Origin of the sequence: Rhizobium deserti (assembly GCF_004358025.1) — a bacterium.
Taxonomy (GTDB): domain Bacteria; phylum Pseudomonadota; class Alphaproteobacteria; order Rhizobiales; family Rhizobiaceae; genus Neorhizobium; species Neorhizobium deserti.
This window is the reverse complement of record NZ_SMTL01000001.1, coordinates 1,264,022-1,280,197: the sequence shown is the minus strand read 5'-3', so window position 1 is coordinate 1,280,197 and position 16,176 is coordinate 1,264,022. Positions and strand designations below refer to the sequence as shown.

At 61.2% G+C, this 16,176-nt stretch carries 14 protein-coding genes; 5 read left to right on the top strand and 9 right to left on the bottom strand.

The window, feature by feature from the left end:
- Window positions 1–9 precede the first annotated feature (9 nt).
- Window positions 10–1,398 carry an FAD/NAD(P)-binding protein gene (locus tag E2F50_RS06110; protein WP_133315122.1) on the bottom strand — a complete coding sequence of 463 codons (1,389 nt, stop codon included), beginning with the start codon at window positions 1,396–1,398 and terminating at the stop codon, window positions 10–12.
- 327 nt (window positions 1,399–1,725) lie between these two features.
- Between E2F50_RS06110 and osmF the strand changes: the two genes are divergently transcribed.
- The 5 genes from osmF to E2F50_RS06085 all read left to right on the top strand — a co-directional run bounded on the left by osmF (window position 1,726) and on the right by E2F50_RS06085 (window position 6,622).
- Complete coding sequence (gene osmF / locus E2F50_RS06105; RefSeq protein ID WP_133315121.1) at window positions 1,726–2,637, top strand: glycine betaine ABC transporter substrate-binding protein OsmF; 912 nt, start codon at window positions 1,726–1,728, stop codon at window positions 2,635–2,637.
- Between the two features lie 84 nt (window positions 2,638–2,721).
- On the top strand, window positions 2,722–3,888 hold the full coding sequence (locus E2F50_RS06100; protein WP_133315120.1) for an ABC transporter permease: 1,167 nt from the start codon (window positions 2,722–2,724) through the stop codon (window positions 3,886–3,888).
- A complete protein-coding gene (locus E2F50_RS06095) occupies window positions 3,885–4,823 on the top strand; it encodes an ABC transporter ATP-binding protein (protein ID WP_133315119.1) in 939 nt (312 codons plus the stop codon). Before E2F50_RS06100 ends, E2F50_RS06095 begins: the two co-directional genes overlap by 4 nt.
- Window positions 4,820–5,563 carry an ABC transporter permease gene (locus E2F50_RS06090; protein WP_133315118.1) on the top strand — a complete coding sequence of 248 codons (744 nt, stop codon included), beginning with the start codon at window positions 4,820–4,822 and terminating at the stop codon, window positions 5,561–5,563. The genes E2F50_RS06095 and E2F50_RS06090 overlap by 4 nt, the downstream gene beginning before the upstream one ends.
- A gap of 132 nt (window positions 5,564–5,695) precedes the next feature.
- Entirely contained in the window at window positions 5,696–6,622 is a 927-nt protein-coding gene (locus tag E2F50_RS06085; RefSeq protein ID WP_133315117.1) for a dihydrodipicolinate synthase family protein, read from the top strand.
- Between the two features lie 137 nt (window positions 6,623–6,759).
- On the opposite strand, the gene E2F50_RS06080 is transcribed toward E2F50_RS06085, so the two are convergent.
- The 8 genes from E2F50_RS06080 to E2F50_RS06045 are packed head-to-tail and all read right to left on the bottom strand — an operon-like array spanning window position 6,760 to window position 16,175.
- Complete coding sequence (locus tag E2F50_RS06080; protein WP_133315116.1) at window positions 6,760–9,114, bottom strand: penicillin acylase family protein; 2,355 nt, start codon at window positions 9,112–9,114, stop codon at window positions 6,760–6,762.
- Window positions 9,115–9,138: 24 nt separating this feature from the next.
- Window positions 9,139–10,116, bottom strand: a complete 978-nt coding sequence (locus E2F50_RS06075) for an ABC transporter ATP-binding protein (protein ID WP_133315115.1) — start codon at window positions 10,114–10,116, stop codon at window positions 9,139–9,141.
- Window positions 10,113–11,111, bottom strand: coding sequence for an ABC transporter ATP-binding protein (locus E2F50_RS06070; RefSeq protein ID WP_133315114.1), 999 nt, complete (start codon window positions 11,109–11,111; stop codon window positions 10,113–10,115). Before E2F50_RS06070 ends, E2F50_RS06075 begins: the two co-directional genes overlap by 4 nt.
- Window positions 11,112–11,115: 4 nt before the next feature.
- Complete coding sequence (locus tag E2F50_RS06065; RefSeq protein ID WP_133315113.1) at window positions 11,116–11,886, bottom strand: SDR family NAD(P)-dependent oxidoreductase; 771 nt, start codon at window positions 11,884–11,886, stop codon at window positions 11,116–11,118.
- 11 nt (window positions 11,887–11,897) lie between these two features.
- Window positions 11,898–12,761, bottom strand: a complete 864-nt coding sequence (locus E2F50_RS06060) for an ABC transporter permease (RefSeq protein ID WP_133315112.1) — start codon at window positions 12,759–12,761, stop codon at window positions 11,898–11,900.
- A gap of 10 nt (window positions 12,762–12,771) precedes the next feature.
- Window positions 12,772–13,692 (bottom strand): ABC transporter permease, encoded by a 921-nt coding sequence (locus tag E2F50_RS06055; protein WP_133315111.1) that lies wholly within the window; start codon window positions 13,690–13,692, stop codon window positions 12,772–12,774.
- Window positions 13,693–13,717: 25 nt separating this feature from the next.
- Window positions 13,718–15,211 carry an ABC transporter substrate-binding protein gene (locus E2F50_RS06050; protein WP_133315110.1) on the bottom strand — a complete coding sequence of 498 codons (1,494 nt, stop codon included), beginning with the start codon at window positions 15,209–15,211 and terminating at the stop codon, window positions 13,718–13,720.
- A gap of 40 nt (window positions 15,212–15,251) precedes the next feature.
- A complete protein-coding gene (locus E2F50_RS06045; protein WP_245515303.1) occupies window positions 15,252–16,175 on the bottom strand; it encodes a polysaccharide deacetylase family protein in 924 nt (307 codons plus the stop codon).
- Window position 16,176 lies beyond the last annotated feature (1 nt).

Genomic DNA, 16,176 nt, shown 5'->3' with positions numbered 1-16,176 from the left:
TAGGGTTGATTAACGCTGATCGCTTAATGACGCGGCTTTATTTTCCAGGTTCAGAGCAACAAGCTCCGCCACTTGTTTGGCTTGGTTGCGGATGTCCGGCACTGCGGTGATTTCCCAGAATTGCCCAGCTGTCAGCGCACCGACGGCGTGAAGTCCGGGTTGTATCTGGCCCTGTGGGCCGACAACGCGTGAAAAGGGGTCGACAGAGATACCCAGCCCCAGTTCGTCCATGGCGATCATCGATTGTCGCTGCATCTCCTGCAACAGGGGAGAATGCGAGATGCCTGCTCGCTCCATGCCCGTACAGTTGACGATCCAGTCGACGTTCATATGCGCCTGCGCCTGGGTTCCGCGTGGCCGGTAGGCGACTTGGAACCGATCCTCTTTCTGCTCGATGCCACCAATGAAGCCGGCGTGAACGGCGACTGTGCCGTTTTCCAGAAGATGCTGGAACTGCGAAAACACTTGGGGCGATATCCGGTGCCGATGGACATTCCACCACGCCAGTGCATGGCGCAGGAAGCGCGACCTCTGCTCCTGGTTGAGTTCCTTCCAAAGCGCCTGGGTACGGGGTCGCAAGCCATCCATGAGAGCCCGCCAAGGCGCGCCTGCACGCACCTGAGCCCTGAAGGCCCCCAGTAGGGTACTGAGCTGGCGTGTCCCTTCCGGCAGTATCGGTTCAACTGCAGTGGCGTGATGGGACAGGTGGGAATGCGGCACCAGCCCCCGCCGCGACAGGACATGGATGCGTCCCCTGTGGCCTCGGGCGCGCAGAGAAAGAACCTGGTCGATCATCGTCAAGCCAGATCCGAAGATGCAGATCTCGTCGCTTGGCCGAACCTTTGACAGCCAGCCGAGCCGCCAGGGATTCTGCACGACATGGTCTTGCAGGGACGTGTCGAGATTTCTGGGCTTGATGGGCATTTCGGCACTGCCGAGGCCAAGGCAGAGGACGACATTTCTTGCCTGCAGCTCCTGGCCGCTATCCAGTTCGAACTGCAGGCCGTCTCTGTTGCGGTGGATGCAGGTGGTGGCCTTGGCCCTGATAAAGTCCACATTGGCGCGCCGCTCGCGCTGGCGAAGCAGACCCGCAAGCGTGTCACGCAGATAAAGCCCGTAATCCCCTCGCGAAGCGAAGTTATCCGCCGAGCCGCCTTTGCCTTTACTGCGCAGCCATTCCACGAAATCGTCCGGCTGATCGGCAAATACACTCATGCGCGCGGCCGGTACATTCAGGCGGTGGAGGTGAAATTCGGTTCGATATGCAGTTCCTCTCCCAAAGCTTGGATCATCGCCGATAACGGCGATCGAGGTGGATGGCGGCAAGAGGCGCAGCAGGTTCACGGTCAGCGCAATTGCTGAAAAACCCGAACCTACGACAGCAACGTCATGAACCAAATGGATGCTCCTTTGCGATCGACGGAAAGATTGCGCTTTGCGTGCCGAGGTCAAGGTCAGCTTACGATAGTCCATCCATCAGCGGCAACGAGACATTCGGTTCTAAGATCGCCAGCGGCAGTAGATTAAGATGCTGTTGAAGGTGATGGCAATATCCACCTCCTCCCGGCACGAATGGCAGCTGAAACATTTCCGACTTAGGTTACTTTGCAAAGATTTCAGCCTCGCCTGCCGAAGGTGCTGCTCTACATAATATAGCCTGTCGTCCGAACGAACGGGCGGACATTGGTCGAGCGAGTGCCTGTTGGCGATCCGGAGGAAGTTCACATGTCATTGAAGAAGAAGCTTTTGGCCGTCGCCGTGGCGCTCGGTGTGTCTGCCGGCATGGCTCATGCGCAGGTGGTGGTGTCTTCCAAGATCGACACCGAAGGCGGCGTGCTTGGAAACATCATCCTGTCGGTCCTGAAGGCCAACAAGATCGACGCCACCGACCGTCTCCAGCTCGGGGCGACACCGGTGGTGCGCAAAGCGCTTGCAGCAGGCGAGATCGACATCTATCCCGAATATACCGGCAACGGCGCCTTCTTCTTTGAAAAGGGCGATGATCCGGCCTGGAAGGATCCGTCCAAAGCCTATGAGGCGGTCAAGAAACTCGATTACGATGCCAACAAGATCGTATGGCTGACGCCGTCGCCGGCCAACAATACCTGGGCCATTGCTGTGCGCAAGGACATTGCTGATGCGAACAAGCTGACGACGTTGACGGATTTCGGTAAATTTGTTTCCGGTGGTGGCAAGATCGTTCTTGCGGCTTCGTCCGAATTCGTCAATTCGGCAGCCGCATTGCCAGCCTTCCAGACCACCTACGGCTTCAAGCTGAAGCCCGACCAGCTCATCACCCTGTCCGGCGGCGACACTGCCGCAACCATCGCAGCCGCTGCCAACCAGACCAATGGCGCGAACACGGCCATGGTCTACGGCACGGACGGTGGAATTGCGCCCTCCGGACTTGTGGTTCTTGAAGACGACAAGGGTGTACAGCCGGTTTACCAGCCGGCACCGATCATCCGCGAAGAGGTTCTGAAGAAGGATCCGACGATCGAAAGCCTGCTGAAGCCCGTCTTCGAAAAGCTCGACCTCGTGACGCTGCAGGATTTGAACGGACGTGTTCAGGTCGGCGGCGAGCCGGCCAAGGCGGTTGCCGAGGATTTCCTCAAGAAGAACGGCTTCTTGAAGTAAACCGGGAAACAGGCAGTTCATGTCAGTATCGGCCGGGCGCATGGCCGCCCGGCTTTTCTATTGCTTCTGGTGCAGGGAGGCGGCGTGCGGATCCGGTTTGACAAGCTTGGCGTGGCCATTACGCTGATTGCTGCCTATGGCACGCTTGGCTCTGGCTTTGCCGTGCTGAAGCCGAACCGCATCGTTCAGGGACAAGTAAAGTCGATCTTGGAGTGCTTCCCGGCCTGGGCGGGAGCGGCCCTGATAGTGCTCATGCTCCTTACTGTGTTCGTCGCTCTTTTCCGAACGCCGCCCTGGCTAAAGCTGGGCGCCGCCGCGAGCGCCCTGGCGACGCTCGCCGTCGCCATTGGACTTGCCGCAGATTTCCTGACGCCGGCGGGCAATAGCTACGCGCGCGTTTCGCCGGCGTCGGGTTTCTGGATCCTGCTTTTTGCCTTTGCGTTGCTGGCTGCAGATGCAATCACGCGGTTGAAGCCTGCGCCGTGGATGCGGGTGCTGTTCCTGTTTATCGCCGCCGCCGGCATCGCCCTGATTTTTCTATCGGGCATCTGGAGCGGCCTTTCGATCATGAAGGAATATGCCGGCCGCGCCGATGTCTTCTGGGCTGAAGCGGGCAAGCATGTGATGCTGGCCTTAGGATCGCTCGTGGCCGCCACAGTTGTCGGCCTGCCGCTCGGCGTTCTTTGCCATCGGGTCGCACCCTTGCGCGCCAGCGTTCTCAATATCCTCAACCTGATCCAGACGATCCCGTCGATCGCCTTGTTCGGCATCCTCATCGCGCCACTTGCCTGGATCGCGGCGACCGTGCCGGGCGCTGCGGCGATCGGCATCCGCGGCATCGGTGTAGCGCCCGCTTTCGTAGCGCTCTTCCTTTATTCACTGCTGCCGATCGTCGCCAATACCGTGGTCGGCCTCGCCGGCGTGCCGCGTGAGGCCAATGAGGCGGCTCGCGGTACCGGCATGACCGACATGCAGCGCCTATTCCAGATCGAGTTCCCGCTGGCCCTGCCGGTCATCCTCACCGGCATTCGCATCGTGCTGGTCCAGAATATCGGGCTTGCCACCATTGCGGCGCTGATCGGTGGCGGCGGGTTCGGGGTCTTCGTTTTTCAGGGGATCGGCCAGACGGCCATGGATCTCGTGCTTCTGGGCGCAGTCCCGACGGTGGCGTTGGCATTTGCCGCTGCGGTGCTTCTCGACGCGCTGATCCAGGCGAATTCACGCATATCCAACGGAGCCGGATCGGCATGATCGAGATCGAGGGCATCACCAAGCGCTATGACGACACGACGGTTGTGGACGGCGTTTCCATGGTGATCGAACCGCGGACCGTGACGGTGGTAGTCGGCACCTCCGGATCCGGCAAGACGACGCTGATGAGAATGATCAACCGGCTGGTCGAGCCGACCTTCGGGACGATCCGCATCGACGGAGAAGACAACCGCTCGATGCCCGCTCATGAACTGCGCCGCCGGATCGGCTACGCCATTCAGGGACATGGTCTCTTTCCCCATCGCACCGTGGCACAGAATATTGCCACCGTCCCGGGCCTGCTCGGCTGGGGCAAATCCCGGACAGCGGCCAAGGTGGAGGAATTGCTGGCGCTCTTCCAGCTGGACCCTGCGACATTCGCCGATCGATATCCGCATGAGCTTTCCGGCGGTCAGCAACAACGGGTCGGCGTGGCGCGGGCCCTGGCCGCCGAGCCGAATATATTGTTGATGGACGAGCCGTTCGGGGCACTGGATCCGATTATTCGTGCAAAGGCGCAGGACGATCTTTTGGCGATCCAGAAGCACTTCAACACGACCATCGTTCTCGTGACCCATGACATGAACGAGGCCTTCCATCTGGCGAACAAGATTGCCGTCATGGACAAGGGTAGTGTGCTGCAATACGGGCCGCCCGCCGAACTCGTGCGGGCGCCGGCCAATACCTTCGTCGAAACCCTGATCGGCGAAACCGAGCGACCGTTCCGCTTGCTGTCGACCGGCACCGCGTGCGCCGCGGCAGAACCAGGAGAGGCGGAAGGTGAACCAATCCGGGAAGACCTGAGCCAGCAGGAGGTGCTTGCGGAGCTTCTTTGGAGTGGACGAAGGGCGGCTCCGGTTGTTTCGGCCGGTGGTGCGCCGATGGGACGCGTGACGCTTGAGGCGCTGGTGAAGCGCGCTTCGAGGCTGCAATGAAAGCATGGCTCCCGACATTCCTGCGCGCGCTCCTGTGCCTCGTGCTGATCGCCTTCCTCCTGGCGCCTCAGGTTTTCGAGCCGCTGCTCAAGCCCCTCGTGCAGCCGAATGCACCGGCGATCTACAATCAGGGCAGCCTGATCGATCTGACGCTGCTGCATTTGAGGACCGTGTTCATCGCCACCGTTCTTGCAACACTGGTCGCGATACTGCTGGCCATCATGGTCACACGGCCGTTCGGCGCGGAATTCCTTCCTCTGTCCCGCAGCCTGGTCAATATCGGCCAGACCTTCCCGCCGGTTGCCGTTCTGGCACTGGCAGTTCCGGCGGTCGGCTTCGGTGAAAAGCCGACGCTGATCGCGCTTTTTCTTTACGGCCTGCTGCCGATCTTCGAAAACACGCTGACCGCCCTGACCAACCTGCCGCGGTCGGTGATGGAGGCTGCACGCGGCACCGGCATGACCGATTTCCAGCGTCTCCTGCAAGTCGAACTGCCGCTCTCCCTGCCGGTCATCGTCGGCGGCATTCGGCTGTCCGTCGTCATCAGCCTGGCCACTGCCACCATAGGTTCGACGGTTGCCGCAAAGACGCTCGGGGAAGTCATCATTGCCGGGCTGCAGTCGAACAATCTGGCATTCATCCTGCAGGGCGGGCTGATCGTCGGCGCTCTCGCCGTACTGATCTATGATGCGCTCACGGCGGTGGAAGCCCTGCTCAGCCGCCGGACAGGACGGGCGTGAGCGACTGTGGGTGGCTTGTGGGAGAGAACTGCAGATTTCAGATCTTGACCTCGATCCCCTGCTGCAAAAGGCGACGAGATCGGTTAATGACGCATGGCGCGCGCGCATAAGCCAATGTTCAGGGGATAGAGAATGACGTTCGGGGTTCAGTCCAAAGGTGTTTACGCCATCGCAACGACGCCTTTTTTCGAAAACGGATCGATAGACTTCGACTCGGTTGATCGCCTGACGGATTTTTATCAGGACAGCGGCTGCACGGGCATTACCATTCTCGGCATCATGGGAGAGGCTCCCAAGCTCGAGCCGGAAGAAAGCCGGGCGATCATCAAGCGGGTCGTATCACGCGCCAAGGTGCCGGTGATCGTCGGTGTCTCTGCTCCCGGCTTCGCAGCAATGAAATCGCTTGCGCGTTCGTCCATGGAGATTGGCGCGGCCGGCGTGATGATCGCGCCGACGCCGGCATTGAGGACGGACGACCAGATCGTCAACTATTTTGCCCAGGCGGTGGAAGCAGTGGGCGAAGACGTGCCTTGGGTCCTGCAGGATTATCCGCTGACGCTCAATGTCGTGATGTCACCGGGCGTTGTCGCCAAGATCATCAGCAACCACCCGTCCTGCCTGATGCTGAAGCATGAGGATTGGCCGGGCCTCGAAAAGATTTCCAGGCTGCGGGCCATGCAGAAGGCCGGCGAGCTTCGGCCCTTCTCGATCCTCTGCGGCAATGGCGGCATGTTCCTTGACTTCGAACCGGAACGGGGCGCCGATGGTGCGATGACCGGTTACGGCTTCCCAGACATGCTCAGCGAATTGATCGACCTTTTCGCACAAGGCAAACGGGACGAGGCCCATGACCTTTTCGACGCTCATCTGCCTCTGATCCGATATGAGCAACAGCTGGGCATCGGCCTGGCGATCCGCAAATACGTGCTGAAGCGTCGCGGCGTCATCGCCTCGGATGCACAGCGAAAGCCGGCCCAGATGCTTTCGGCAGCAGCCAGGGCGGAGGTGGATTACCTGCTCGCCCGCCTCGCCAAGCGTGATCCACGCGCGGCCGTCTGACCGGCTCTTATGGGTGGTACCAGCGGTTTTTTCTTATCAGACCGCCGGTCCATGCATTCGCGACGCATGTTGATGTGTGGAGTAGAGGGCGAGGCTTGAAGATTGCCGCGACCCTGCTCCCGTAGTCGGGCTACCGATCAGGCCGGCAGAAGCATGATCCGGTGGAGGGCTTGCTTGTCGATCGCCGCGTCGCTGAAGAGCAAGGGAACATATTCCCCCTTCGACCAAGCTTCGGCGAGATCGGCGTAATGCCGCGAGCGCGGATCGCCGGACTGGCCTGGCGCGTTGATGCAGACGCTGTTGTCCCAGTCGCCGACATCCATGACGAGGCGCACGGAGGCGCCGGCGTTGACGCCGAAGTCGCTCATCCGGTAGCCCGCATGCATGGGGGTCGACCGGCTGCCGCCCATCGGGAGCGGTCCGACATCCCACTGACCGTCCTTGTCGGACTGCAGGCGGCTCATTGCATGCTCGAACAAGGCGCGGTGCAGCTTGCCCCACTGCCAAAGGCCGGGCTCACGGCCGAGCCGGTCCCGGCAATCCTCAAAGCCGGTCGAGAAGGTGGAAAGCAGCATCGCGTCCCGCTCTGCTGGATCCCAATGGTCGCCCGGCTCGCTCAGCAGCGCCAGCATGCGGTCGACATCGCCTGGCAGCAGCAATTGCCGCACCGTCGCGTTGGGTGCGAAGCGTGCCAGCAGGGCCGGGCGGAGATGTTTCATCCACCACACCTCGGAGAGTGCTGCCGCGGCGCTGACAGCGTCCAGGCGACAATCCCAATTTTCAAGCAGAGCCAGCCCCTGGGACTGCATGTCGTCAAGCGGATGGCGAGCTGCGACTTCTCGCAACAGGCTGCACAGCGTGGCGGCCGGGCGGGAATAGGTATCCGTCTGAAGCGCCATCGAAGCCTGCAGCGTATGGGCCGGATCCGCCGCAAGCACGGACTTGATCCTTTGGGCGCGGCTGACTTCCGCCCATTCATGGCCGATCGACGGTGATTGTTTGTCACGGTCGGCCGGCAGGTTCATTTCATTGGCGGAGGCGACGAAGCCTTCGGGCGGATTGGTGCTGCGGGGCAATTGGTCGGCCGGCAGGAAGCCGTTCCATTCATGGGAGCCGTGGCCCGGCACCGGCAGCAGGCCTTCCCAGTTGTGCCGGATCGGTGTGAAACCGGCTGTGAACCAGCCGATATCGCCGTTCACGTCTGCAGTCACGTGGTTGACCGACGGGGTCCCCCAGGCGCCAAGGGTTTCGGCAAACGCCGTCACCGAGCCGCTGCGCATATAGGAAAGGCTACCGAGATAAGCGGCCGAACCCGGCGACAGCCACACGGAGCGCATGGCGATGACCTGCCGCTTGTCGCGGTTCTCGTGCAGGACCGGGCCGTGGCGCGTGAAGCAGAGGGTCAGCCTCTGCTCGTCGAAACCCCGGACTTCAAATGCTTCTTCCAGCCGGGTGATCGCTTCCCAGCCGTCGCCGTAGCGGTAGACATTGGGATCGCCCTCTTTCGTCTCGTAGACATAGATGTCTTCCTGGTCGGCGCCGAAGATCGTCAGGCCGAAGGAGAGCCTGTCATTATGACCGAGCGAAATACCCGGCGCGGTGGGCTCGCCGGTGCCGATGGCATTGAAGCCGGGCGCCTGGAGATGCACCAGATAGCGCAGAGACGGTACAGCATGGGCGCGGTGCGGGTCGCTGGCGAGGATCGGTCGGCCGCTTTGCGTGCGTGAGCCGTGCACGGCCCAATTGTTTGATCCCTCTTCCGTGACGCGCTGGACGATGTCGCCGAGATCCGTCACCTCCGTCCATTTCCAGATGTCATCAAGGGTAGCGGCAAGGCGTTCCGTTTCGAAGGTCACGGGAGCGGTCGCAAGCTTGAAGAGACGGGTCGCGGCAAGCGGGATATCGGCCAGCGAAATGCCTTCGGCGGGCTTGGGGTCGACTGGCGGATCGAGCTCGAAGCGCAGGAGGTCCGTCTTGGCGTCGGCAAGCGTCATGATATTGGCGCGCAGGATTTCCGACAGGCCGTTGCGGGTCAGGGCATGGCTGCGGATCCGCACCACATCCGCAGCCTGCCAGCGCCCCGGGCTGGTGCCGAAGATCGCAAATTCGGGCGGCAGCCGTTCCGGCTGAGCCTCACAGAGACCGATATAGGCGTTGATCCCGGCGACGAAGGCGGTGCAGATTTCCTGCGTATCCGGCGCGTAGGAAACCCATTCTGGCGCCATGTCGCCGCGGTAGAGGAAGTGGCGCGCCGCGTGGTCCTGCGCCAGATAACCGGGACCGAAATCCGCAGCCAGCAGGCCGAGGCCGCGCTTTCGCCAAAGGTCGAGCTGCCATAGCCGATCCCGTGCGGCATTGAAGCCCTGCACAAAAAACAGATCCTTTTCGCTCTCCGCCTTGATATGCGGGATGCCCCAGCGGTCGACCCGGATCGTCGCCGCAGCATCCAGTCCGCTCAGCCTGAGAGTCTCAGTGGTCGGCGCGTCGGTCATGGCATTCTCTTCGGGTAATAGTGGCTACGCGTGATGGCAGGCGACAAGAGCGCCGTCCGGACGCGGCGTCAGCTCGGGCCGAACTTCGGAGCAGATCTCCGTCGCCAGCGGACAGCGGGTATGGAAAGGGCAGCCGGATGGCATATTGGCAGGGCTCGGCAACTCGCCGTGAAGAATGATGCGCTCCTTGGAACGCTGGATCATCGGATCCGCTTCCGGCACGGCCGACATCAGCGCACGCGTATAGGGATGTTTCGGACTGGAAAAGAACGTGTCGCGGTCGGCCATCTCGACGAACCGCCCAAGATACATGACGACGACCCGGTCGCAGATATGCCGCACGACGCCGAGATCGTGGCTGACGAAGAGATAGGATACGCCCATGCGCTTCTGCAAGGCGACCAGCAGATTGAGGACCTGGGCCCGCACCGACACGTCCAGCGCAGAAACAGGCTCGTCACAGATAACGAGATCGGGCTCTAGCGCCAGGGCGCGGGCGATCACCACGCGTTGCCGCTGCCCACCCGAAAACTGGTGCGGATAACGATCTGCGTGCTCCGGTCGCAGCCCAACCTGTTGCAGGAGCATGGCGACCCGTTCCGTCAAGGCCTTGCCCTTGGCGATGCGACGAACGATCAGCGGTTCGGCAATCGTTGCGCCGATGGTGGAGCGGGGATCTAGGGAAAGGGCGGGATCCTGAAAAATCATCTGCACCTTGCGGCGGATGTCGTTCAGTTTCCGGCGATCCGCCCCGACGACCTCCTCGCCGCCAATCCTGACGCTGCCGGAATTGGGCGGCTGCAGACCAACGATCGTGTTCGACAAGGTAGACTTGCCGCAGCCGGATTCCCCCACGAGCGCGACCGTTTCGCCACGGCCGATATCGAGGTTGACGCCGTTGACGGCCTTCACCACCGGTCCAGCCTTGCCCAGCAGGCCGCCGCGGCCACCGAAGTGTACCGTGACGTCGCGGATTTCCAGAACATTGTTGGTATCGCTCATGCCGCGACCTCGCAGATCTCGACCATACGGTCGATATGCCAACAGGCGGAGCGATGCCCCCCGCCGCAATCGAAGAGCGGCGGCTGCTCGCGCCGACACTTGTCGGTGACCAGCGGACAGCGATCGGCGAAACGACAGCCGACGCCGAACTCGTTCGGGGTCGGCACCGTCCCCTCAATGGTCGCCAGGTCCGCCTTTGGCGCGTCTTCGAGCTTTGGCACGCTGGCAAGCAGCAGTGCGGTATAGGGATGTTTCGGCGCCTGAAACAAAGCGTGCACGGGAGCGATTTCGGCAATACGTCCGGCATACATGACCGCCACGTCGTCGGCGATGTCGGCGACCACGCCCATGTCGTGGGTGATCAGCACGATCGCCGTGCCGCGATCGGCAACCAGCTTTTTCATGAGATCGAGAATCTGAGCCTGGATGGTCACGTCGAGCGCAGTGGTCGGCTCGTCGGCGACCAGCACGCGGGGGCCGCAGATCAGTGCGATCGAGATCATGATGCGCTGGCACATGCCGCCCGAAAGCTCGAAAGGATACTGATGCAGGCGCCGGTCTGGATCGGCAATGCCGACATCGACCAGCATCTGCCGCGCCTGTTCATAGGCTTGCGCTCTGGAGGCGCCGTGGTGGGCACGGTAGGCTTCCACGATCTGCGCGCCGACCGTCGTCAGCGGATCGAGCGATGCGGTCGGTTCCTGGAAGATGATCGAAATGTCTTTGCCGCGCGCCTTGCGGAACTGCCGCTCGGTCATGGCTGCTAGATCCTCGCCCTGCAGCAGGATGCGGCCGGCCGTGCGTCTTGCGGCTGGAGGAAGCAGACCGAGCATGGCATAGGAGGTCAGAGACTTGCCGCAGCCCGATTCCCCGACCAGGGCCATGACCTTGCCGGGCGCCACGGAAAAGGAAACATCGTCCACGACATTCGCGCCGCCGATATCGATGGTCAGGCTATCGACGGACAACAACGGATCGGTTACTTGCATTTCCATTCGGTCAGCCTCGTTCGGGGCGCTTGTAGTTGCCGATCGAATTGCCGCCATCGACCGAAAGAACGGCGCCGGTAACGAAGGCAGCCTTATCGGAGCAGAGATAGGCGATTGCCGCCGGTGCGTCCTCTGGCCCGCTGGAGCGGCCAAGCGGGATGTTCTTCAGCATATTGGAAACGTAGTCGTCGGAAAGTTCGCTCACTTCGCTGCCTGGCGCAAAGCCCGGCTCTACGACGTTGACGCGGATACCGTATTCGGCAAGCTCCATGGCAAAGCCCTTGGACAGCCGTTCGATCGCGGTCTTCGAGGTGCAATAGGGTACGCCGTTCTGGGTCATCTTGCGGGCCGCGCCAGAGGAAATGTTGACGATCGAGCCCTTTTTACCATCTGCAATCATCAGCTTGGCCATCTCGCGGGTCAGCACGAAGGGTGCGCGCAGGTTGACGTCGAAGACACGGTCCCAGTCCGAAAACTCCATCTCGAGCAAGCTGAAGCGAGTATAGATGCCGGCATTGTTGATCAGGATGTCCGGCGCCTGCCATTCGCGTTTCACGAGATCGACGAGTTCCAGCATGGAAGCGTCGTTCGTCAGTTCGGTCGCGTGCAGCAGCACTTTCGATGGGTCGAGGGCAAGCTCCGAGACGGCCTTTTCCAAGCCGTCCATGCGCACATCGCTCAAGCAAAGGCGGGCACCTTCGCGGGCGAAATAGGCCGCGATCCAGCGGCCGAAAATGCCGGCGGCTCCGGTTATGACGATGGTCTTGTTTTCAAATTCCATGGCTAAATACCTCAACGCGAACGGGAACGTGGGTCGAGCTGATCACGCAACCAGTCGCCAAGCACGTTGACGGAAAAGACGAGCAGGAAGAGACAGGCGCCGGGAAAGGCGACGATCCACCAGGCGCGTTCCAGATACTGGCGTCCGACGCTCATGATCGACCCCCAGCTGGCGGCCGGCGGCTGGATGCCGAGCCCGAGAAAGGACAAGCCTGCTTCCATCAGGATCATCAGGCCGAATTCGGCAGTCGTGACGATCAGCACGGGGCCTGCAATGTTCGGCAGAATGTGGTGAAACAGAATGCGCGCGGCACCGGCGCCGGCCAGTTCCGAAGCCTTGATGAAAGGCAGGTTCGCCACCTGCAGCGTTTGCGCGTAGGCAACGCGGGTATAACGCGGCCAGCGGGTGAGGCCGAGCACCAGAACGAGCTTGAGGAAGCCGGGACCAAGGACGGCGACGGTAAGCACTGCCAGCAGAATGGCTGGAATCGACATCATAATATCGACAAGCCGCATGATGATCACTTCGATCTTGCCCCGGAACCATCCGGCCACCATTCCAAGCGTCACGCCGAGCAGCGTCGATACGACGACAGAAAGGATCGCAACAGAAAGCGACACGCCGGCGCCGTAAAGCGTGCGCGACAGAAGATCACGGCCCAGATCGTCAGTGCCGAGCCAATAGGTGATGCCGCGCAATTCGAAGCCCGGCGGCTTGAGGCGGGCGAGCAGGTTCTGCTTGGCCGGATCCGCAGGTGCTATCCACGGCGCCAGGATCGCCAGGAGAACGATTACCAGCAGAAGGGTCGAGACGACGATCACCGACAAGGGCACGCGGCGGATGCGCTGACGGATGGCAAAGGTCGCTGTGTTCATCAAGACCTCCTTAGCGCGCCATGCGGATGCGTGGATCGACAATGGCGTAGACCAGATCCGCAAGCACGCTGGTCATCACGTAAACAAAGGAAATCAGCAGCACGATTACCTGGACGACCAGGAAGTCGCGCGATTGGATCGATTGGATGGCCAGCTGGCCGATGCCGGGCCAGGCAAACACGGTTTCGACGATCACCGCCCCCGCGAGCAGATTGCCGATCTCGAGGGCGGCGATCGTAATCACCGGAATGGCGGCGTTCCTCAGCACATGCCGGAAGACGACGGCGCTCAAGGAAAGGCCCCTGGCGCGACCGGCCCGGACATAGTCTTTGCCAAGCTCGTCGATTATGGAAATCCGCGTCATGCGCGCAAAGGTGGACATGGAAAGCGCACCAAGCGCGATGGAAGGCATGATCAGGGAAACGAAGTCGCCGGATCCGGACGTCGGCAGCCAGCGCAGGGTCACCCCAAAGACGAAAATCAGCACGATGCCGGAAAGAAAGGTCGGGACGCTCTGGCCGGTTACCACGATTGCCGTCAGCAACCTTTCCAGCCAGCCGCCGCGCCGGGTGGCCATGACAATGCCGGCCGGAATGCCCATGCCGATCGCGACAAGCAAAGCCCCGGAGGCCAGCATGACTGTATAGGGGACACGGGAGGCAACGATATCGGCCGCAGGCACCCGCTGAACTACGGAAATGCCGAAGTCGAAATGCGCCAGGCCCCGAAGATAGTCCAGGTATTGCACCCAGATCGGCCGGTCGAAGCCCAGCTGTTGGCGAAGCTGGGCGATCATTTCGGCCGATGCATCCTGCGGCACCAGCAGCAGGGTCGGATCGCCCGAAAGATGCATGACGACGAAGACGATGGTGAGCACGCCGAAGATCGCAATGATCGCCTGTATCAATCGTTCCGCAGCGTATCTCACCATGTCGCTTGCCTATCCTCTCGCTGGCTTACTGCTGCCAGCTCATGTCGGTGACGAACATTGCTTCATTGGCGGTCGGCTGCCATTTCAGCTTCTTGTTCGCCCCATAGACGGCGTAGGCCTGATAAAGACCGAGACCTGGAACGTCCTCACGCAGAATTTCATAGGCCTGTTCGTAGAGCTTCAGCCGCTCGTCCTGATCGAGGATAATGCGCGCCTTATCGACAAGAGCGTCGTATTTCCCGTTGGAATATTTCGCCCAGATGCTGCCGGTGCGAAAAAGCGGGAAGATGATGCCATCGGCATCCTGGCAGGCGCAGGACCAGGCGCCAAAGGCAAGGCCTCCGGCATTGGCCGGATCGCCTTGGCGGCGCTTCAGGAAGGTCGCCTGATCGCTTGACGAGATCTCGACATTCAGTCCGACGTCGTTGACCATCTGCTGAATGGCTTCGATCGTCGCACGGCTATAGGCCGGAGAGGTCAAGAATTCGACCTTGGCGCCTTCGGCTCCGGCCGCCTTGATCAGCTCCTTCGCCTTTTCTGGATCGTAGGCATAGCCCTGTACCTTTTCCGTATAGCCGAAGACCGGCTTGGCTCCCACCACGTTGACCGGCGCGCCGTAGCCTTCCAGAAGCGCCTCGACCAGGGCCTTGCTGTCGATCGCATAGGCAATTGCCTGGCGGACGCGAACGTCCTTGGTGGCGCCCGCCTGGGCGTTGAGGAAGAGGTAGCCGACGCGCTCCGTCGGCACCGACAGGATCTGCGAATTGCTGTCGCCCTTGACGCTCTCGGCCTGGTCCGGCGGAACGTCGCGAATGAGATCGGCCTTACCCGTCTTGAGGTCGGCAATGCGGGTGGATACGTCGGGGACGGAACGGAAAACCACATGCTGGAAAGGCGGCTTGACGCGCCAGTAGCCGGAATAGGCTTCGAGCTCGCTTTGCACGCCCTTTTGCCAATTGACCAGCTTATATGGTCCGGAGCCGAGCGGCTTTAGGTTGAATTCCTGGTCCCCGACCTTCTCGACATAGGCCTTGGGCACGATCGACAGCTTAACGAGCTGGGCGAGCAGCGCCGGGTAGGGCGACTTGGTCGTCATCTTGACAATTGTCGGGCTAGTCGCTTCGGCCTTGGCGATCTGGTCGAACTGCGACAGCTGCGGGCTCTTCAGCTTCGGGTCGATAATCCGGTTGATGGAAAAGGCAACGTCCTCCGCCGTCAGCTTGCTGCCATCCTGGAAGGTGACGCCTTCACGGATCTGGAACTCGATGGTCTTGTCGTCCAGGTATTTCCACGAGCTCGCGATCTGCGGCACGATCTCGCCCTTAACGTCACGCGTCAGCAGGTTGTCGAAGATGTTGCGGTAGATCGAATAGCTGTCGGTATTCCACTGCAGATGCGGATCGAGCGTTGCCGCATCGCCCGGCAGATCGATCGTCAGCGTGTCTTTCGTCTGAGCAAGCGCGGTTGATGCGTTGAGCATAACCAGCGCCGCGGCGATGGATATAAATCTGGCAGACATGATGTACCCTCCTTGTTGTTTCAGCTGCGTCAAATCTTGATCACCCGGCATTGCCGGTGCGAGAAAGCCCGGATTGCTCAACGCAATATTGCGCAAGCTCCGCATGGGTGGTGAACCAGACGTCGCCCTTCGATTGCGCCAGCCGGATGATTTCTTCCAGAACGAAGATGCGCGAACGGTGGCCGATATGGTGCGGATGCATGGTGACCTGGAAAAGCCCACCTTCCTCGTAAGCCAGCTCCAGCTCCCGTTTGAAAATATCGAGAACCATGACGGGTCCCCCATAAGGGCGAGCGCCCGTCATGCGGTCCATGGCTACATAAGGCGCGTCGTCGCGGATCCATTCCACCGGAATTTCGACGATCCCGGTCGGCAGCCCGTCCTCCAGAAGCTCATAAGGCTCGTCGTCGGCCATCAGCGACGAGTCGTAGAGTAAACCCATCTCGCGGGCGATCTTCAGCGTGAAAGGGCTGAAATCCCAGGATGCGGTTCGCATTCCGACGGGGCGGATGCCGGACAGCCGTTCCAGCGTATCAGCCGCCCGCAGCGCCAGATCGCGCTCGGTTTCCTCGTCAAGGCGCGAGTTGAATTCGTGGATCCAGCTGTGCATGCCCAGTTCATGCCCAGACGAGACGACTGCCTTGACCTCGTCTCGGTTGATCATCGCCGAAACGGCCGGCATGAAGAAGGATGCAGGGACAGCGTATTTCTCGAGAAGACGTAGAATGCGTGGCGCGCCGACGCGGGCTCCGTACTGCCCTTGGCTCATCTTGCCGAATGAAACTCCGCCATTGCGCAGTTCCATCGTCTCGTGATCCGCATCAAAAGACAAGGCAACTGCCATGCGTGCGCCGTTCTTCCAGGTGTTGGGCTTGAGGGAACGCCCTGCGCGCACCTTCTGAACCTTCTGTTCCCAGATATTATCTGGCCATGTCCAGGGTTCGGAGACATCGTTTTGCGTCATC